Genomic DNA, 14,267 nt, shown 5'->3' on the forward strand with positions numbered 1-14,267 from the left:
CTATCCTTCATAAGAAAACCCTATGGAAAATTATCAGATCGATAATCTGGACCGCGGCATCCTCGACGCTTTAATGGCCAATGCGCGCACCGCTTATGCCGAACTGGCCAAACAATTTGGCGTCAGCCCCGGTACCATTCATGTGCGTGTAGAAAAGATGAAGCAAGCCGGGATCATCACCGGCGCGCGTATCGATGTCAGCCCTAAGCAACTGGGTTACGATGTCTGCTGCTTTATTGGCATCATTTTGAAGAGCGCAAAAGATTACCCTTCAGCGCTGGCGAAACTGGAAAGTCTGGAAGAAGTGACCGAAGCCTATTACACCACCGGCCACTACAGCATCTTTATAAAAGTAATGTGTCGATCCATCGATGCCCTGCAGCAGGTACTTATCAACAAGATCCAAACAATTGATGAAATTCAGTCCACGGAAACATTGATCTCCCTGCAAAACCCTATCATGCGTACGATCCGCCCTTAACAGGGCGTTTTTCTCCTTCCTTAATACCCATATTGTCCACAGGTAGATCCCAGGCCTTTCACAGCGTACAATACGCCTCACTTTGTCGCCGGATGGCGAATAAACGGAGCGGGGTTTTCATGGCGGATATTACTCTTATTAGCGGCAGCACCCTCGGCGGTGCGGAATATGTGGCGGAACACCTGGCTGAAAAGCTGGAAGATGCCGGTTATAGCACCGAGACGCTGCACGGCCCGCTATTAGAGGATCTTTCTCCGCAGGGCATCTGGCTGGTTATCAGTTCCACCCATGGTGCCGGCGATCTGCCTGAGAACCTGCAGCCGTTTTTAGACGATCTACAGGAACAGAAGCCGGATCTCGCGCAGGTGCGCTTTGGCGCGATCGGCATCGGCAGTCGCGAATATGACACCTTCTGCCAGGCAATCGAGAAGATTGAGGACGCGTTGAAGGCAAATGGCGCGAAACAGATCGGTGAAACACTGAAGATCAACATTCTTGAACACGATATTCCGGAGGATCCAGCAGAAGAATGGCTGGGATCCTGGAAAAATTTACTCAAGAACGATTAAAGATCGCGCGATCAGTTGTGGATAACTGTGCTTAAAAGGCCTTATTAACCGGTAGTTATCCCATGAACAACTCTTGTTTAGTTTTCAGCCTGTGTATAAACAGGCATTCTGATCCCAGCTTATACGATTCAGGATCACCGATCATTCACAGCTAATGATCCTCTCTAATAAATTGATCTTACAGCGATGATCCGGGTTATCCACAAGACATCGCGATCCTAATAAGAGATCACAATAGAACAGATCTCTCTATATAAAAGATCTTCTTTTTAATACCCGGGATCCGGATCTTTCTCACTGGGCTAAAGTTGAGTAGAATCCACGGCCCGGGCTTCAATCCAATTTCTAACCGCTTAGGCGAGGCATACCACCATGTTTTATCCGGATCCTTTTGACGTCATTATCATTGGCGGGGGTCATGCAGGTACTGAGGCCGCGATGGCTGCAGCACGTATGGGTCAACAGACTCTGCTTTTGACACACAATATCGACACGCTGGGGCAGATGAGCTGCAACCCGGCGATCGGCGGTATTGGGAAAGGACACCTGGTAAAAGAAGTGGATGCGCTCGGCGGGCTGATGGCGAAAGCGATCGATCAGGCGGGCATTCAGTTTAGGATACTAAACGCAAGCAAAGGTCCGGCGGTGCGCGCCACTCGTGCGCAGGCAGACCGTGTGCTTTACCGTCAGGCGGTACGCACCGCTCTGGAAAACCAGCCGAACCTGATGATCTTCCAGCAGGCGGTTGAAGATCTGATCGTGAAAAACGATCGCGTTGTTGGCGCAGTTACCCAGATGGGGCTGAAATTCCGCGCTAAAGCTGTGGTACTGACGGTCGGGACATTCCTTGACGGTAAAATCCACATCGGCCTTGATAACTACAGCGGTGGCCGCGCTGGCGATCCGCCGTCTATTCCGCTCTCGCGTCGCCTGCGTGAACTGCCGTTGCGTGTTAGCCGCCTGAAAACCGGTACGCCGCCGCGGATTGACGCCCGTACCATCGACTTCAGCGTTCTGGCGCAGCAGCACGGGGATAACCCGATGCCGGTATTCTCGTTTATGGGTAACGCCGCGCAGCATCCGCGTCAGGTACCGTGCTATGTCACGCACACCAATGAAAAAACCCATGACGTGATCCGCAATAACCTCGATCGTAGCCCGATGTACGCTGGCGTGATCGAAGGGATCGGCCCGCGTTACTGCCCGTCGATCGAAGACAAAGTGATGCGCTTTGCCGATCGCAACCAGCATCAGATCTTCCTGGAACCGGAAGGGCTGACCTCCAACGAAATTTATCCGAACGGTATCTCCACCAGCTTGCCGTTCGATGTACAGATGCAAATCGTCCGTTCCATGCAGGGGATGGAAAACGCGAAGATCGTACGCCCTGGCTATGCCATTGAGTACGATTTCTTTGACCCGCGTGATTTGAAGCCGACGCTGGAAAGCAAATACATCCATGGCCTGTTCTTTGCCGGCCAGATTAACGGTACCACTGGTTACGAAGAAGCTGCTGCGCAAGGGCTGCTGGCCGGTCTGAACGCCGGGCGCTTCTCTGCTGAAAAAGAGGGCTGGGCGCCGCGTCGCGACCAGGCTTACCTCGGTGTGCTGGTGGACGATCTCTGCACGCTCGGCACCAAAGAACCGTACCGCATGTTCACCTCCCGCGCGGAATATCGTCTGATGCTGCGTGAAGATAACGCCGACCTGCGTCTGACCGAAGCTGGTCGAGAGCTGGGTCTGGTGGACGATGAACGCTGGGCGCGCTTTAACGAGAAGCTGGAAACGATTGAACGTGAACGCCAGCGTCTGAAATCGCAGTGGGTTTCACCATCATCGGAACATGCTCCGGCGGTGAATGCGCACCTGACTGCGCCATTATCGCGTGAAGCCAGCGGTGAAGATCTGCTGCGTCGCCCGGAAATGACTTATGAACAACTGGTACAGTTGACACCGTTCGCTCCTGGTCTTGATGACCAGCAGGCGGCTGAACAGGTTGAAATCCAGGTGAAATACGAAGGTTACATTGCACGCCAGCAGGATGAGATCGAAAAACAACAGCGCAATGAAAACACCTTGTTGCCGGCATCGCTGGATTACCGTCAGGTGAATGGCCTGTCCAACGAAGTGATCGCCAAACTTAACGATCACAAACCTTCCTCGATCGGTCAGGCATCCCGTATCTCAGGCATCACGCCAGCGGCTATTTCCATTTTGCTGGTATGGCTGAAAAAACAAGGTATGCTGCGCCGCAGCGCTTAATAGTATTGCCCGGCAGTGCTTGCCGGGCCGATTGAACTTTTAGGACGGGCCGCATCGCGCTGCCCGCCGCTTAGTATCTCAACAGGTATTCACTGTGCTCAATAAACTCTCTCGTCTGCTGGATGAAGCAGGTATTTCGTTGTCGGTTGAACAGCAGAAACAGCTGGTGGCCTATGTCGAACTGCTGCACAAATGGAACAAGGCCTATAACCTGACCTCTGTGCGCGATCCGAACGAGATGCTCATCCGCCATATTCTCGACAGCATTGTCGTTGCGCCGTACCTGCAAGGGACACGTTTTATCGATGTTGGTACAGGGCCTGGTTTGCCGGGGATCCCGCTTTCAATCGTCCGTCCTGAATCCCATTTCACACTGCTCGACAGCCTGGGGAAACGCGTTCGTTTCTTACGCCAGGTGCAGCATGAGCTGAAATTGAGCAACGTTGAGCCGGTTCAGAGCCGCGTTGAAGATTTCCCGGGCGAACCGCCCTTTGACGGTGTGATTAGCCGCGCCTTTGCCTCGCTGAATGATATGGTGAACTGGTGTCACCATTTGCCGGGTGAAGAGGGGCGTTTCTACGCGCTTAAAGGTCTGGTGCCGGAAGATGAGATCGCGCTGTTACCTGCGGAGTTAGCCGTTGAAGCTATTGTTAAACTGAATGTTCCGCACCTGGAAGGCGAACGTCATCTGGTGATCGTTAAGCCAAATAAAGTTTAATTTTTATCAAAAAATGTATCTTTCGTGCTGTTGCTTAGATGTTAAAAAACGAAGGAAAAAAGGGCGATACGTTCAGTTACATTTCACCGTCTTGTTACCAGGATTTTTCTGACATTTAACGTCCAGAATTTGATTCATGGAAATAATAGTCAACAGCGAAAATATCAGCCCGCTAAAAGTCGGCAGGTAGAATGAAATACGGATGTAAAATAATTATTATAAATGTCAATGGAAGGTTTTCGATGTATAGGCAGGTGTTTTAAAAAGAGTTGTGATAAATCGTCTTGAATATCATAAAGTTGAAAAGTGGTAATTTCTTTGCGTGATTAACCCTGCAGACGCATAAATGTTTAATTTGTGACCGAGTGCACGCTTTGTTGTTGGGTTTTTGGTGTTATTCGCACTTTTGCCCGACAGTTCACAGTTTCCTCAAAAGTTTAAAAATAGCGCTCGGGAAAAATATTTAAACATTTATTCACCTTTTTGCTACTTATTGTTTGAAATCACGGGGCCGCACCGTATAATTTGACCGCTTTTTGATGCTTGACTCCGGACCATAAAGAACGTTTTATACGACACGCGGCATACCTCAAAGGGAGCAGGAGTTAAGAAACGTCATGTCTGTGTCGCTTTATAGTCGAAACGTTGCTCGCAAGCTTCTGCTTATTCAGTTTCTGGCGGTAATGGCAAGTGGATTGCTGTTTAGCCTCAAAGACCCCTTCTGGGGCATTTCCGCCGTGTGCGGAGGTATGGCAGTCTTACTGCCGAATATGTTTTTTATGATTTTTGCCTGGCGTCATCAGGCGCATACACCTGCTAAAGGCCGCGTGGCCTGGACCTTCGCCTTCGGTGAAGCGCTCAAGGTGTTGGTAACATTCTTGTTACTGGTGGTGGCGCTGGGGGTTTTTAAGGTGGCTTTTTTGCCGCTGATAGTCACGTGGGTTTCGGTGCTGGTTGTTCAGATACTGGCACCCGCTGTAATTAACAACAAAGGGTAAGAGGCATCATGTCTGCAGGAGAAATCTCTACACCACAGGAGTACATAGGTCACCATCTGAATAACCTTCAGATTGATCTTCGTACCTTCTCGATGGTGGATCCGCATAACCCCCCGGCCACCTTCTGGACGCTGAATATCGACTCCATGTTTTTTTCGGTGGTACTGGGTCTGTTGTTCCTGGTGATGTTCCGTAGCGTAGCGAAAAAAGCCACCAGCGGTGTCCCAGGGAAATTCCAGACGGCGATTGAGCTGGTGATTGGTTTTGTTCATGGTAGCGTTAAAGACATGTACCACGGCAAAAGCAAGCTTATCGCGCCACTGGCCCTGACGATTTTCGTTTGGGTATTCCTGATGAACCTGATGGATTTGCTGCCTATCGACCTGCTCCCGTACATCGCTGAACATGTACTGGGTCTGCCTGCGCTGCGCGTGGTGCCGTCTGCTGACGTCAACATCACCCTGTCTATGGCGTTGGGCGTATTTATCCTGATTCTGTTCTACAGCATCAAAATGAAGGGTATTGGCGGTTTCGCTAAAGAGCTGACTCTCCAGCCGTTCAACCATCCGGTATTTATTCCGGTAAACCTTATCCTTGAGGGCGTGAGCCTGCTGTCCAAACCGGTTTCTCTCGGTCTGCGACTGTTCGGCAACATGTACGCGGGTGAGTTGATTTTCATTCTGATCGCAGGTCTTCTGCCGTGGTGGTCACAGTGGATTCTGAATGTGCCATGGGCCATTTTCCACATCCTGATTATTACGCTGCAAGCCTTTATCTTCATGGTTCTGACGATTGTCTATCTGTCGATGGCATCTGAAGAGCATTGATTTTTAACAACACTACTACGTTTTAACTGAAACAAACTGGAGACTGTCATGGAAAACCTGAATATGGATCTGCTGTACTTGGCTGCCGCTGTGATGATGGGTCTGGCGGCAATCGGTGCTGCGATCGGTATCGGCATCCTCGGGGGTAAATTCCTGGAAGGCGCAGCGCGTCAACCGGATCTGATTCCTCTGCTGCGTACTCAGTTCTTTATCGTAATGGGTCTGGTGGATGCTATCCCGATGATCGCTGTAGGTCTGGGTCTGTACGTGATGTTTGCTGTCGCGTAGTAAGGGTTGCTTTACAAGCAATTGTTTAGAACGTTAACCAGATAAGAGGCATTGTGCTGTGAATCTAAACGCAACAATCCTCGGCCAGGCCATCGCGTTTGTCCTGTTCGTTCTGTTCTGCATGAAGTATGTATGGCCGCCGTTAATGGCTGCCATCGAAAAACGTCAGAAAGAAATTGCTGACGGTCTTGCTTCCGCAGAACGAGCTAAAAAGGATTTGGATCTTGCACAGGCCAATGCGACCGACCAGCTGAAAAAAGCGAAAGCTGAAGCTCAGGTTATCATTGAACAGGCGAACAAACGCCGTGCTCAGATCCTGGATGAAGCGAAAGCAGAAGCCGAGCAGGAACGTAACAAAATCGTCGCGCAAGCGCAGGCTGAAATCGATGCCGAGCGTAAACGTGCGCGCGAAGAGCTGCGTAAACAGGTGGCTCTGCTGGCAGTAGCCGGCGCCGAGAAGATCATCGAACGTTCCGTGGATGAAGCTGCTAACAGCGACATCGTGAATAAACTGGTCGCTGAACTGTAAGGAGGAGGGGCTGATGTCTGAATTTGTAACGGTAGCTCGCCCCTACGCCAAAGCAGCTTTTGACTTTGCCGTCGAAAACCAGAGCGTTGACCGCTGGCAGGATATGCTGGCGTTCGCTGCCGAGGTGACGAAAAATGAACACATGGCCGAGCTTCTCTCTGGTGCTTTAGCGCCGGAAACGCTCGCTAAGTCGTTTATCGCAGTCTGTGGGGAGCAACTTGACGACAAAGGTCAGAACCTGATTCGGGTGATGGCTGAAAACGGTCGTATCAAGGTGCTTCCTGATGTTCTTGAGCAGTTTATTCAATTGCGTGCAGCCAGCGAGGCTATTGCAGAAGTCGATGTGACTTCTGCAACTGCACTGAGTGAAGAACAGCTTTCGAAAATCAGCGCCGCGATGGAAAAACGTCTGTCACGCAAAGTGAAGCTGAATTGCAATATCGATAAGTCTGTAATGGCAGGCGTAATCATCCGTGCGGGTGATATGGTCATTGATGGCAGCGTTCGCGGCCGTCTTGAGCGCCTTGCAGACGTCTTGCAGTCTTAAGGGGACTGGAGCATGCAACTGAATTCCACCGAAATCAGCGAACTGATCAAGCAGCGCATTGCTCAGTTCAGTGTTGTGAGTGAAGCTCACAACGAAGGTACTATTGTTTCTGTAAGCGACGGTGTTATCCGTATCCACGGCCTGGCCGATTGTATGCAGGGTGAAATGATCTCCCTGCCGGGTAACCGTTACGCTATCGCACTGAACCTGGAGCGCGACTCCGTGGGTGCAGTTGTGATGGGTCCGTATGCTGACCTCGCCGAAGGCATGAAGGTTAAGTGTACTGGCCGTATTCTCGAAGTTCCGGTTGGCCGTGGCCTGCTGGGTCGCGTGGTGAACACCCTGGGTGCGCCAATCGACGGTAAAGGTCCGGTTGATAATGACGGCTTCGCTGCCGTAGAAGCTATCGCACCGGGCGTTATCGATCGTCAATCCGTTGATCAGCCGGTACAGACCGGTTATAAATCCGTTGACGCCATGATCCCAATCGGTCGTGGTCAGCGTGAATTGATCATCGGCGACCGTCAGACCGGTAAAACTGCGCTGGCAATCGATGCCATCATCAACCAGCGTGATTCCGGCATTAAATGTATCTACGTTGCTATCGGCCAGAAAGCATCCACCATCTCTAACGTGGTGCGTAAGCTGGAAGAGCACGGCGCGCTGTCTAACACCATCGTTGTTGTGGCAACCGCGTCTGAATCCGCAGCACTGCAATACCTGGCTCCGTATGCCGGTTGCGCAATGGGCGAATATTTCCGCGATCGCGGCGAAGATGCGCTGATCATTTATGATGACCTGTCTAAACAGGCAGTCGCATACCGTCAGATCTCCCTGCTGCTCCGTCGTCCGCCTGGACGTGAAGCATTCCCGGGCGACGTATTCTACCTCCACTCCCGTCTGCTGGAACGTGCTGCGCGTGTTAACGTGGAATACGTTGAAAGCTTCACTAAAGGTGAAGTGAAAGGTAAAACCGGTTCTCTGACCGCGTTGCCGATTATCGAAACGCAAGCTGGTGACGTTTCCGCGTTCGTTCCGACTAACGTAATTTCTATTACCGATGGTCAGATCTTCCTGGAATCCAACCTGTTTAACGCCGGTATTCGTCCTGCGGTAAACCCGGGTATTTCCGTATCCCGTGTAGGTGGTGCAGCGCAGACCAAGATCATGAAAAAACTGTCCGGTGGTATTCGTACCGCTCTGGCACAGTATCGTGAGCTGGCAGCGTTCTCTCAGTTTGCTTCCGACCTTGACGATGCAACTCGTAAACAGCTCGACCACGGTCAGAAAGTGACCGAGTTGCTGAAACAGAAACAGTATGCGCCGATGTCTGTCGCGCAGCAGGCTCTGGTTCTGTTCGCGGCTGAACGCGGTTACCTGGCGGATGTTGAACTGGCGAAAATCGGTAGCTTTGAAGCCGCTCTGCTGGCTTACGTTGACCGTGACCACGCTCCGCTGATGCAAGAGATCAACCAGACCGGTGGCTATAACGACGAGATCGAAGGCAAGCTGAAAGGCATCCTCGACTCCTTTAAAGCAACCCAGTCCTGGTAACGTCTGGCGGCTTGCCTTAGGGCAGGCCGCAAGGCATTGAGGAGAAGCTCATGGCCGGCGCAAAAGAGATACGTAGTAAGATCGCAAGCGTCCAGAACACGCAAAAGATCACTAAAGCGATGGAGATGGTCGCCGCTTCCAAAATGCGTAAATCGCAGGACAGAATGGCGGCCAGCCGTCCTTATGCAGATACCATGCGCAAAGTGATTGGTCACCTTGCTCACGGTAATCTGGAATATAAGCACCCTTACCTGGAAGAACGCGACGTTAAACGCGTGGGCTACCTGGTGGTGTCGACCGACCGTGGTCTGTGCGGCGGCTTGAACATTAACCTGTTCAAAAAGCTGCTGGCGGATATGAAAGCATGGTCCGATAAAGGCGTTCAGAGCGAACTCGCAATGATCGGCTCCAAGGGCGTAGCGTTCTTTAATTCCGTCGGTGCGAACGTTGTCGCGCAGGTGACAGGTATGGGGGATAACCCTTCCCTGTCCGAACTGATTGGACCGGTAAAAGTGATGTTGCAGGCCTATGACGAAGGCCGTCTGGACAAGCTTTATATTGTCAGCAACAAATTTATCAACACCATGTCTCAGGTGCCAACCATCACCCAACTGCTGCCGCTGCCGGCTTCAGAGGATGAAGGCTTGAAGCATAAAGCCTGGGATTATCTGTATGAACCAGACCCGAAAGCGCTGCTGGATACCCTGCTGCGTCGTTACGTCGAGTCTCAGGTTTATCAGGGTGTTGTGGAAAACCTGGCCAGCGAGCAGGCCGCACGTATGGTGGCGATGAAAGCCGCAACCGATAATGGTGGCAGCCTGATTAAAGAGCTGCAGTTGGTATACAACAAGGCTCGTCAGGCCAGCATTACTCAGGAACTCACCGAGATCGTCGGTGGTGCATCCGCGGTATAACCAGGTTAATTCGTAGAGGATTCAAGATGGCTACTGGAAAAATTGTCCAGGTAATCGGCGCCGTGGTTGACGTCGAATTCCCTCAGGATGCCGTACCGCGTGTGTACGATGCTCTTGAGGTGCAAAATGGTAATGAGCGTCTGGTGCTGGAAGTTCAGCAGCAGCTCGGCGGCGGTATCGTACGTACCATCGCAATGGGTTCCTCCGACGGTCTGCGTCGCGGTCTGGAAGTTAAAGACCTCGAGCACCCGATCGAAGTCCCGGTAGGTAAAGCAACACTGGGTCGTATCATGAACGTACTGGGTGAACCAGTAGACATGAAAGGCGACATCGGTGAGGAAGAGCGTTGGGCTATCCACCGCGCAGCACCGACCTATGAAGAGTTGTCAAACTCTCAGGAACTGCTGGAAACCGGTATCAAAGTTATCGACCTGATGTGTCCGTTTGCTAAGGGCGGTAAAGTTGGTCTGTTCGGTGGTGCGGGTGTAGGTAAAACCGTAAACATGATGGAGTTGATCCGTAACATCGCGATCGAGCACTCCGGTTACTCTGTGTTTGCGGGCGTGGGTGAACGTACTCGTGAGGGTAACGACTTCTACCACGAAATGACCGACTCCAACGTTATCGACAAAGTATCCCTGGTGTATGGCCAGATGAACGAGCCGCCGGGAAACCGTCTGCGCGTTGCGCTGACCGGTCTGACCATGGCAGAGAAATTCCGTGACGAAGGTCGTGACGTTCTGCTGTTCGTCGACAACATTTACCGTTATACCCTCGCCGGTACTGAAGTATCCGCACTGCTGGGCCGTATGCCTTCAGCGGTTGGTTACCAGCCGACGCTGGCAGAAGAGATGGGCGTGCTGCAGGAGCGTATTACCTCCACCAAAACCGGCTCCATCACCTCTGTTCAGGCGGTATACGTACCTGCGGATGACTTGACTGACCCGTCTCCGGCAACCACCTTTGCGCACCTTGACGCAACCGTGGTACTGAGCCGTCAGATCGCGTCTCTGGGTATCTACCCGGCCGTTGACCCGCTGGATTCCACCAGCCGTCAGCTGGATCCGCTGGTTGTTGGCCAGGAACACTATGATGTTGCGCGTGGCGTTCAGTCTCTGCTGCAACGTTATCAGGAACTGAAAGACATCATCGCCATCCTGGGTATGGATGAACTGTCTGAAGACGACAAACTGGTGGTAGCTCGCGCGCGTAAGATCCAGCGCTTCCTGTCCCAGCCGTTCTTCGTAGCGGAAGTATTCACCGGTTCTCCGGGTAAATACGTTTCCCTGAAAGACACCATCCGTGGCTTTAAAGGCATCATGGAAGGCGAATACGATCACCTGCCGGAGCAGGCGTTCTACATGGTCGGTTCCATCGACGAAGTCGTGGAAAAAGCCAAAAAACTTTAACGCCTTAATCGGAGGGTGATATGGCAATGACTTACCACCTGGACGTCGTCAGCGCAGAGTTACAAATGTTCTCTGGTCTGGTCGAAAAAATCCAGGTAACGGGTAGCGAAGGTGAACTGGGGATTTACCCGGGTCACGCGCCGCTGCTCACCGCCATTAAGCCTGGTATGATCCGCATCGTGAAACAGCACGGTCATGAAGAGTTTATCTATCTGTCCGGCGGCATTCTTGAAGTGCAGCCTGGCACAGTGACCGTTCTGGCTGATACTGCTATTCGTGGTCAGGATCTCGACGAAGCGCGAGCCCTGGAATCGAAACGCAAAGCAGAAGAGCACATTAAAGCTTCTCACGGTGACGTGGATTACGCTCAGGCGTCTGCGGAACTGGCGAAAGCTATCGCGAAACTGCGTGTTATCGAGTTGACCAAAAAAGCGATGTAACACCGGCTTGAACCTAAAAGGCCAGTCTGATTTCCAGGCTGGCTTTTTTTATGGCTGCGTTTCAGAAAAATCAGAACTGAAAATGCGTTTTATTATTTTGTGATGTGAATCACAAAAATGTTGATCGGTTAAAAAATGAGGGGTAGACTTCTTTTTGTGATGTAAATCACAAAAAAACACTCTCACTTATCAGGACGCCATCATGAAACTGATCAATAAAATCATCGCTCTTTTCAGCAACATGAACATCTCTTTCGGTACGTTCAACCATTAATGTGCTGATACGCTGAGTGGCGCCGTGCTTACCGTTGTGTGATAAGCGAAGCGCCATCTGGCATCACTGGCTGAGTTGCACCAGATACGGTTTACTATCCAGTTCTTTTTGCGCCAGATTTACGCTTTTACCGTCGACGATAAAGTAGTTCGTCTCATCCACATTCCCCACCACTGAATCATCATATTTTCCCGGCTTACTGCGCACAGATATGTTGCCGCTAAACACGCCTTGCGTTGACGCATCGCCATACGGGGCCGGACGGAAGATGAAATTAAAGCGTTGGTTATCGACAGCAATATTGTTTTCAACCCGCAGTTTCCCCGGATTGAAGTTATCGGTAAAACCATCCAGATGATTACCTATCGCTTTGTTGTTACGAACCTGATGCGCGACCGGTTGCCCTTCGCCCCCCAGTTTGAAACCGTTGCTGGTATTGTTGCTGGCAATAGAATCCTCGATCACCACAACGCCATTTGCGCCATCCTCGATTTTGTTAAACAGGTCAAAACCATCATCAATATTGTCATGTGAATAGCAGCGTTTCAGGTGATTGCCTTCGCCAACGCGCATCTTCACGGCAAAACCATCAGCGTTAATTTTCCCCGGATCTTCATTACCCCAGGATTCCGAATCGACAATGAGGTTGTTGCTCGCCCACAGGGCGCGGCCCACTTTTTCCGGCGATGAAATCTGAATACCGGTATCGTCATTACGCCAGGCGACCACTTTTTCGATGACGTTATGGCTGCCCTGAATACGCAAGCTTTTCTCGGTCACTTCTATACCTTTAATGTGCCAGTAGCTGGCGTCAATCAGCAAGCCGTGGATCACGGCTTTTCCATCCGCTTGCAGGATTTTCTGTTTATCGCGCACTCCACTGGCGGAAAGAGGGATCTCCGTTTGTGCATAATCCCCGGCCTGCAACACAATTTTGCCGCCTGGCGGCAGTAAGCGAATCGCGCTGGTCAGATCCAGAGGGGATGCAGCCGTACCTTTACCTTCGCTTTTACCCTGGGGGGCGACATACAACGTTGCTGCTGTCGGGCCGGCAATTTTCTCTACCTTAATCTGCTGGCTGACAGGCGTATTGTCGCTGGCGCTGGAGGGCATAAATGTCACTGCAAACGTGGCATTGCCACTCAGTGTGGCGGGCAGGGTATACATTTCCCCCGCTTTAACCGGTTTTTCATTACCGATCACCACTTCGTCCTGCCGGGTACTGAACAGGCCATCATAATTGGCTCGTGCCTGTAATGTGTATTTGTCGCTGCTGCTTTGCGCAGGAGAGGCAATTTGCACCACGACTGGTAGCGGTTTAGCCTGCCAGGGTTTTGTCACAGCGGTATGCGCCGTTGAAGTGGTCAACGAAGCATCGCTGATGGTGATTTTGGCATTACGCGAGGCAAAGAAACCGACGTAATAATGATCCTTATCCTGTATGGAGATAAGATCTGCGCGCGGTACGCTGCGGCTAACCCATTGGTCGCTGCCTTGCGGCGCCCAGGCCGTGATAAAACCGTCGTTGGTGCGCTCCAGTTTCAGGCGAAAGGTCGGCGTCTGGCGCAGATCAATCTCTTCCTGATAGCTCTGTTTCACTATTGCCGCACCAGCATTACCCCAGGGCTGCGTGATCCCTTCACGGGAGATCGCCTGCATCTTCACGCGAAAATTGTCTTTTTTATCCTGCGTCATGATGGCATTCATCACCATATTCGACGCCGCAGGAAACTCCTCATAACCTTCTTTAAGCGGCTGCTGACGCGGATTGCCAATCACGTCACGCACCAGCAATCCGGCACCCTCCTGTGCCGCGGGTTTCGCGCCGTTTTCCGGGCCGAACTGCTCAACGGTCACGGTGGCCTGTAAAACGAAGTTTTCACTGCCAGGCAAAGTGGTATAAAAGAACGTCAGGCCGTCATGAGCGTTGGCGATTTTACCTCCTCGGCTTTCGAGGGTAACGGACCTGGAGAGATCGGCACTGTCCGTTACGGAGAGTTTTTTGCCGTCAATGGTGACATCATTCACGCCAATCTTTTCCGGCAGAACATTCGATGAAAAGTTCACGTCGGTCGATTGGCCAAAAGCGATTGCTTTCCAGACTGTGGCTGATGATGGAAAAGCGATAAGCGAGCTGCAAACCGTTAAAGCCAGAGGTATTTTATAATTCATTTTATTCTCCTGATTGATTATTGCCCGCCATTATCTTCAAGATGAAACGCTGTTTCTTTTTTATGCGTCACAATCTCCAATGATCAAAACGACGTTTTGTTTTTGCACGATCTTTATTCAGGATGAAAAAAAACAGCTAACCCATTGTATGAATTAGCGGCAAACAGAAATGGAGATATTTTTTAGCGGCAAACCTGGTTGCTTTGTCGGTAAAATAGCCCGCAAAAGCGCAGTAACTGTGGATGTTGGGCGTTTCACCAGCATTCCATTTCATGCTACAAAATA

The 14,267-nt window shown here is 51.3% G+C and carries 14 protein-coding genes; 13 read left to right on the plus strand and 1 reads right to left on the minus strand.

Going from position 1 to position 14,267, the window contains the following annotated elements:
* Positions 1–22: 22 nt before the first annotated feature.
* The 13 genes from asnC to CWM66_RS13025 all read left to right on the plus strand — a co-directional run bounded on the left by asnC (position 23) and on the right by CWM66_RS13025 (position 11,536).
* Positions 23–481, plus strand: coding sequence for a transcriptional regulator AsnC (gene asnC / locus CWM66_RS12960; protein WP_007369362.1), 459 nt, complete (start codon positions 23–25; stop codon positions 479–481).
* A gap of 119 nt (positions 482–600) precedes the next feature.
* Positions 601–1,050, plus strand: coding sequence for an FMN-binding protein MioC (mioC, locus tag CWM66_RS12965; RefSeq protein WP_007369363.1), 450 nt, complete (start codon positions 601–603; stop codon positions 1,048–1,050).
* A 372-nt stretch (positions 1,051–1,422) separates the two neighbouring features.
* Positions 1,423–3,312, plus strand: a complete 1,890-nt coding sequence (gene mnmG / locus CWM66_RS12975; RefSeq protein ID WP_107146750.1) for a tRNA uridine-5-carboxymethylaminomethyl(34) synthesis enzyme MnmG — start codon at positions 1,423–1,425, stop codon at positions 3,310–3,312.
* 94 nt (positions 3,313–3,406) lie between these two features.
* Positions 3,407–4,030: a 16S rRNA (guanine(527)-N(7))-methyltransferase RsmG gene (rsmG, locus tag CWM66_RS12980; protein WP_007369365.1), complete on the plus strand. Its 624-nt coding sequence runs from the start codon at positions 3,407–3,409 to the stop codon at positions 4,028–4,030.
* 617 nt (positions 4,031–4,647) lie between these two features.
* Positions 4,648–5,028 (plus strand): F0F1 ATP synthase subunit I, encoded by a 381-nt coding sequence (atpI, locus tag CWM66_RS12985; protein WP_035941962.1) that lies wholly within the window; start codon positions 4,648–4,650, stop codon positions 5,026–5,028.
* An 8-nt stretch (positions 5,029–5,036) separates the two neighbouring features.
* Positions 5,037–5,855, plus strand: coding sequence for a F0F1 ATP synthase subunit A (gene atpB, locus CWM66_RS12990; protein WP_007369367.1), 819 nt, complete (start codon positions 5,037–5,039; stop codon positions 5,853–5,855).
* A 48-nt stretch (positions 5,856–5,903) separates the two neighbouring features.
* On the plus strand, positions 5,904–6,143 hold the full coding sequence (gene atpE / locus CWM66_RS12995) for a F0F1 ATP synthase subunit C (protein ID WP_007369368.1): 240 nt from the start codon (positions 5,904–5,906) through the stop codon (positions 6,141–6,143).
* A gap of 58 nt (positions 6,144–6,201) precedes the next feature.
* The gene (gene atpF, locus CWM66_RS13000; RefSeq protein WP_007369369.1) at positions 6,202–6,672 is read left to right on the plus strand and encodes a F0F1 ATP synthase subunit B; all 471 of its coding nucleotides are present in this window, start codon (positions 6,202–6,204) and stop codon (positions 6,670–6,672) included.
* A gap of 13 nt (positions 6,673–6,685) precedes the next feature.
* Positions 6,686–7,219 (plus strand): F0F1 ATP synthase subunit delta, encoded by a 534-nt coding sequence (gene atpH / locus CWM66_RS13005; RefSeq protein ID WP_007369370.1) that lies wholly within the window; start codon positions 6,686–6,688, stop codon positions 7,217–7,219.
* A gap of 12 nt (positions 7,220–7,231) precedes the next feature.
* On the plus strand, positions 7,232–8,773 hold the full coding sequence (gene atpA, locus CWM66_RS13010) for a F0F1 ATP synthase subunit alpha (protein WP_007369371.1): 1,542 nt from the start codon (positions 7,232–7,234) through the stop codon (positions 8,771–8,773).
* A gap of 50 nt (positions 8,774–8,823) precedes the next feature.
* Positions 8,824–9,687, plus strand: a complete 864-nt coding sequence (gene atpG, locus CWM66_RS13015) for a F0F1 ATP synthase subunit gamma (protein ID WP_007369372.1) — start codon at positions 8,824–8,826, stop codon at positions 9,685–9,687.
* Between the two features lie 26 nt (positions 9,688–9,713).
* Positions 9,714–11,096 (plus strand): F0F1 ATP synthase subunit beta, encoded by a 1,383-nt coding sequence (gene atpD / locus CWM66_RS13020; protein WP_007369373.1) that lies wholly within the window; start codon positions 9,714–9,716, stop codon positions 11,094–11,096.
* Positions 11,097–11,116: 20 nt separating this feature from the next.
* Complete coding sequence (locus CWM66_RS13025) at positions 11,117–11,536, plus strand: F0F1 ATP synthase subunit epsilon (protein WP_035886837.1); 420 nt, start codon at positions 11,117–11,119, stop codon at positions 11,534–11,536.
* Between the two features lie 337 nt (positions 11,537–11,873).
* Here CWM66_RS13025 and CWM66_RS13030 read toward each other — a convergent pair whose 3' ends face one another.
* Entirely contained in the window at positions 11,874–13,982 is a 2,109-nt protein-coding gene (locus CWM66_RS13030) for a right-handed parallel beta-helix repeat-containing protein (protein ID WP_107146751.1), read from the minus strand.
* Between the last annotated feature and the right edge of the window lie 285 nt (positions 13,983–14,267).

This window comes from Kosakonia sp. H7A (genome assembly GCF_003028445.1).
Classification (GTDB): Bacteria; Pseudomonadota; Gammaproteobacteria; order Enterobacterales; family Enterobacteriaceae; genus Kosakonia; species Kosakonia radicincitans.

Excerpts from the sequence above, each read along its gene's own strand:
- asnC (WP_007369362.1), top strand. The coding sequence starts at position 23 with ATGGAAAATTATCAGATCGATAATCTGGACCGCGGCATCCTCGACGCT.
- mioC (WP_007369363.1), top strand. The coding sequence starts at position 601 with ATGGCGGATATTACTCTTATTAGCGGCAGCACCCTCGGCGGTGCGGAA.
- mnmG (WP_107146750.1), top strand. The coding sequence starts at position 1,423 with ATGTTTTATCCGGATCCTTTTGACGTCATTATCATTGGCGGGGGTCAT.
- atpI (WP_035941962.1), top strand. The coding sequence starts at position 4,648 with ATGTCTGTGTCGCTTTATAGTCGAAACGTTGCTCGCAAGCTTCTGCTT.
- atpB (WP_007369367.1), top strand. The coding sequence starts at position 5,037 with ATGTCTGCAGGAGAAATCTCTACACCACAGGAGTACATAGGTCACCAT.
- atpE (WP_007369368.1), top strand. The coding sequence starts at position 5,904 with ATGGAAAACCTGAATATGGATCTGCTGTACTTGGCTGCCGCTGTGATG.
- atpH (WP_007369370.1), top strand. The coding sequence starts at position 6,686 with ATGTCTGAATTTGTAACGGTAGCTCGCCCCTACGCCAAAGCAGCTTTT.
- atpA (WP_007369371.1), top strand. The coding sequence starts at position 7,232 with ATGCAACTGAATTCCACCGAAATCAGCGAACTGATCAAGCAGCGCATT.
- atpG (WP_007369372.1), top strand. The coding sequence starts at position 8,824 with ATGGCCGGCGCAAAAGAGATACGTAGTAAGATCGCAAGCGTCCAGAAC.
- atpD (WP_007369373.1), top strand. The coding sequence starts at position 9,714 with ATGGCTACTGGAAAAATTGTCCAGGTAATCGGCGCCGTGGTTGACGTC.
- CWM66_RS13025 (WP_035886837.1), top strand. The coding sequence starts at position 11,117 with ATGGCAATGACTTACCACCTGGACGTCGTCAGCGCAGAGTTACAAATG.
- CWM66_RS13030 (WP_107146751.1), bottom strand. The coding sequence starts at position 13,982 with ATGAATTATAAAATACCTCTGGCTTTAACGGTTTGCAGCTCGCTTATC.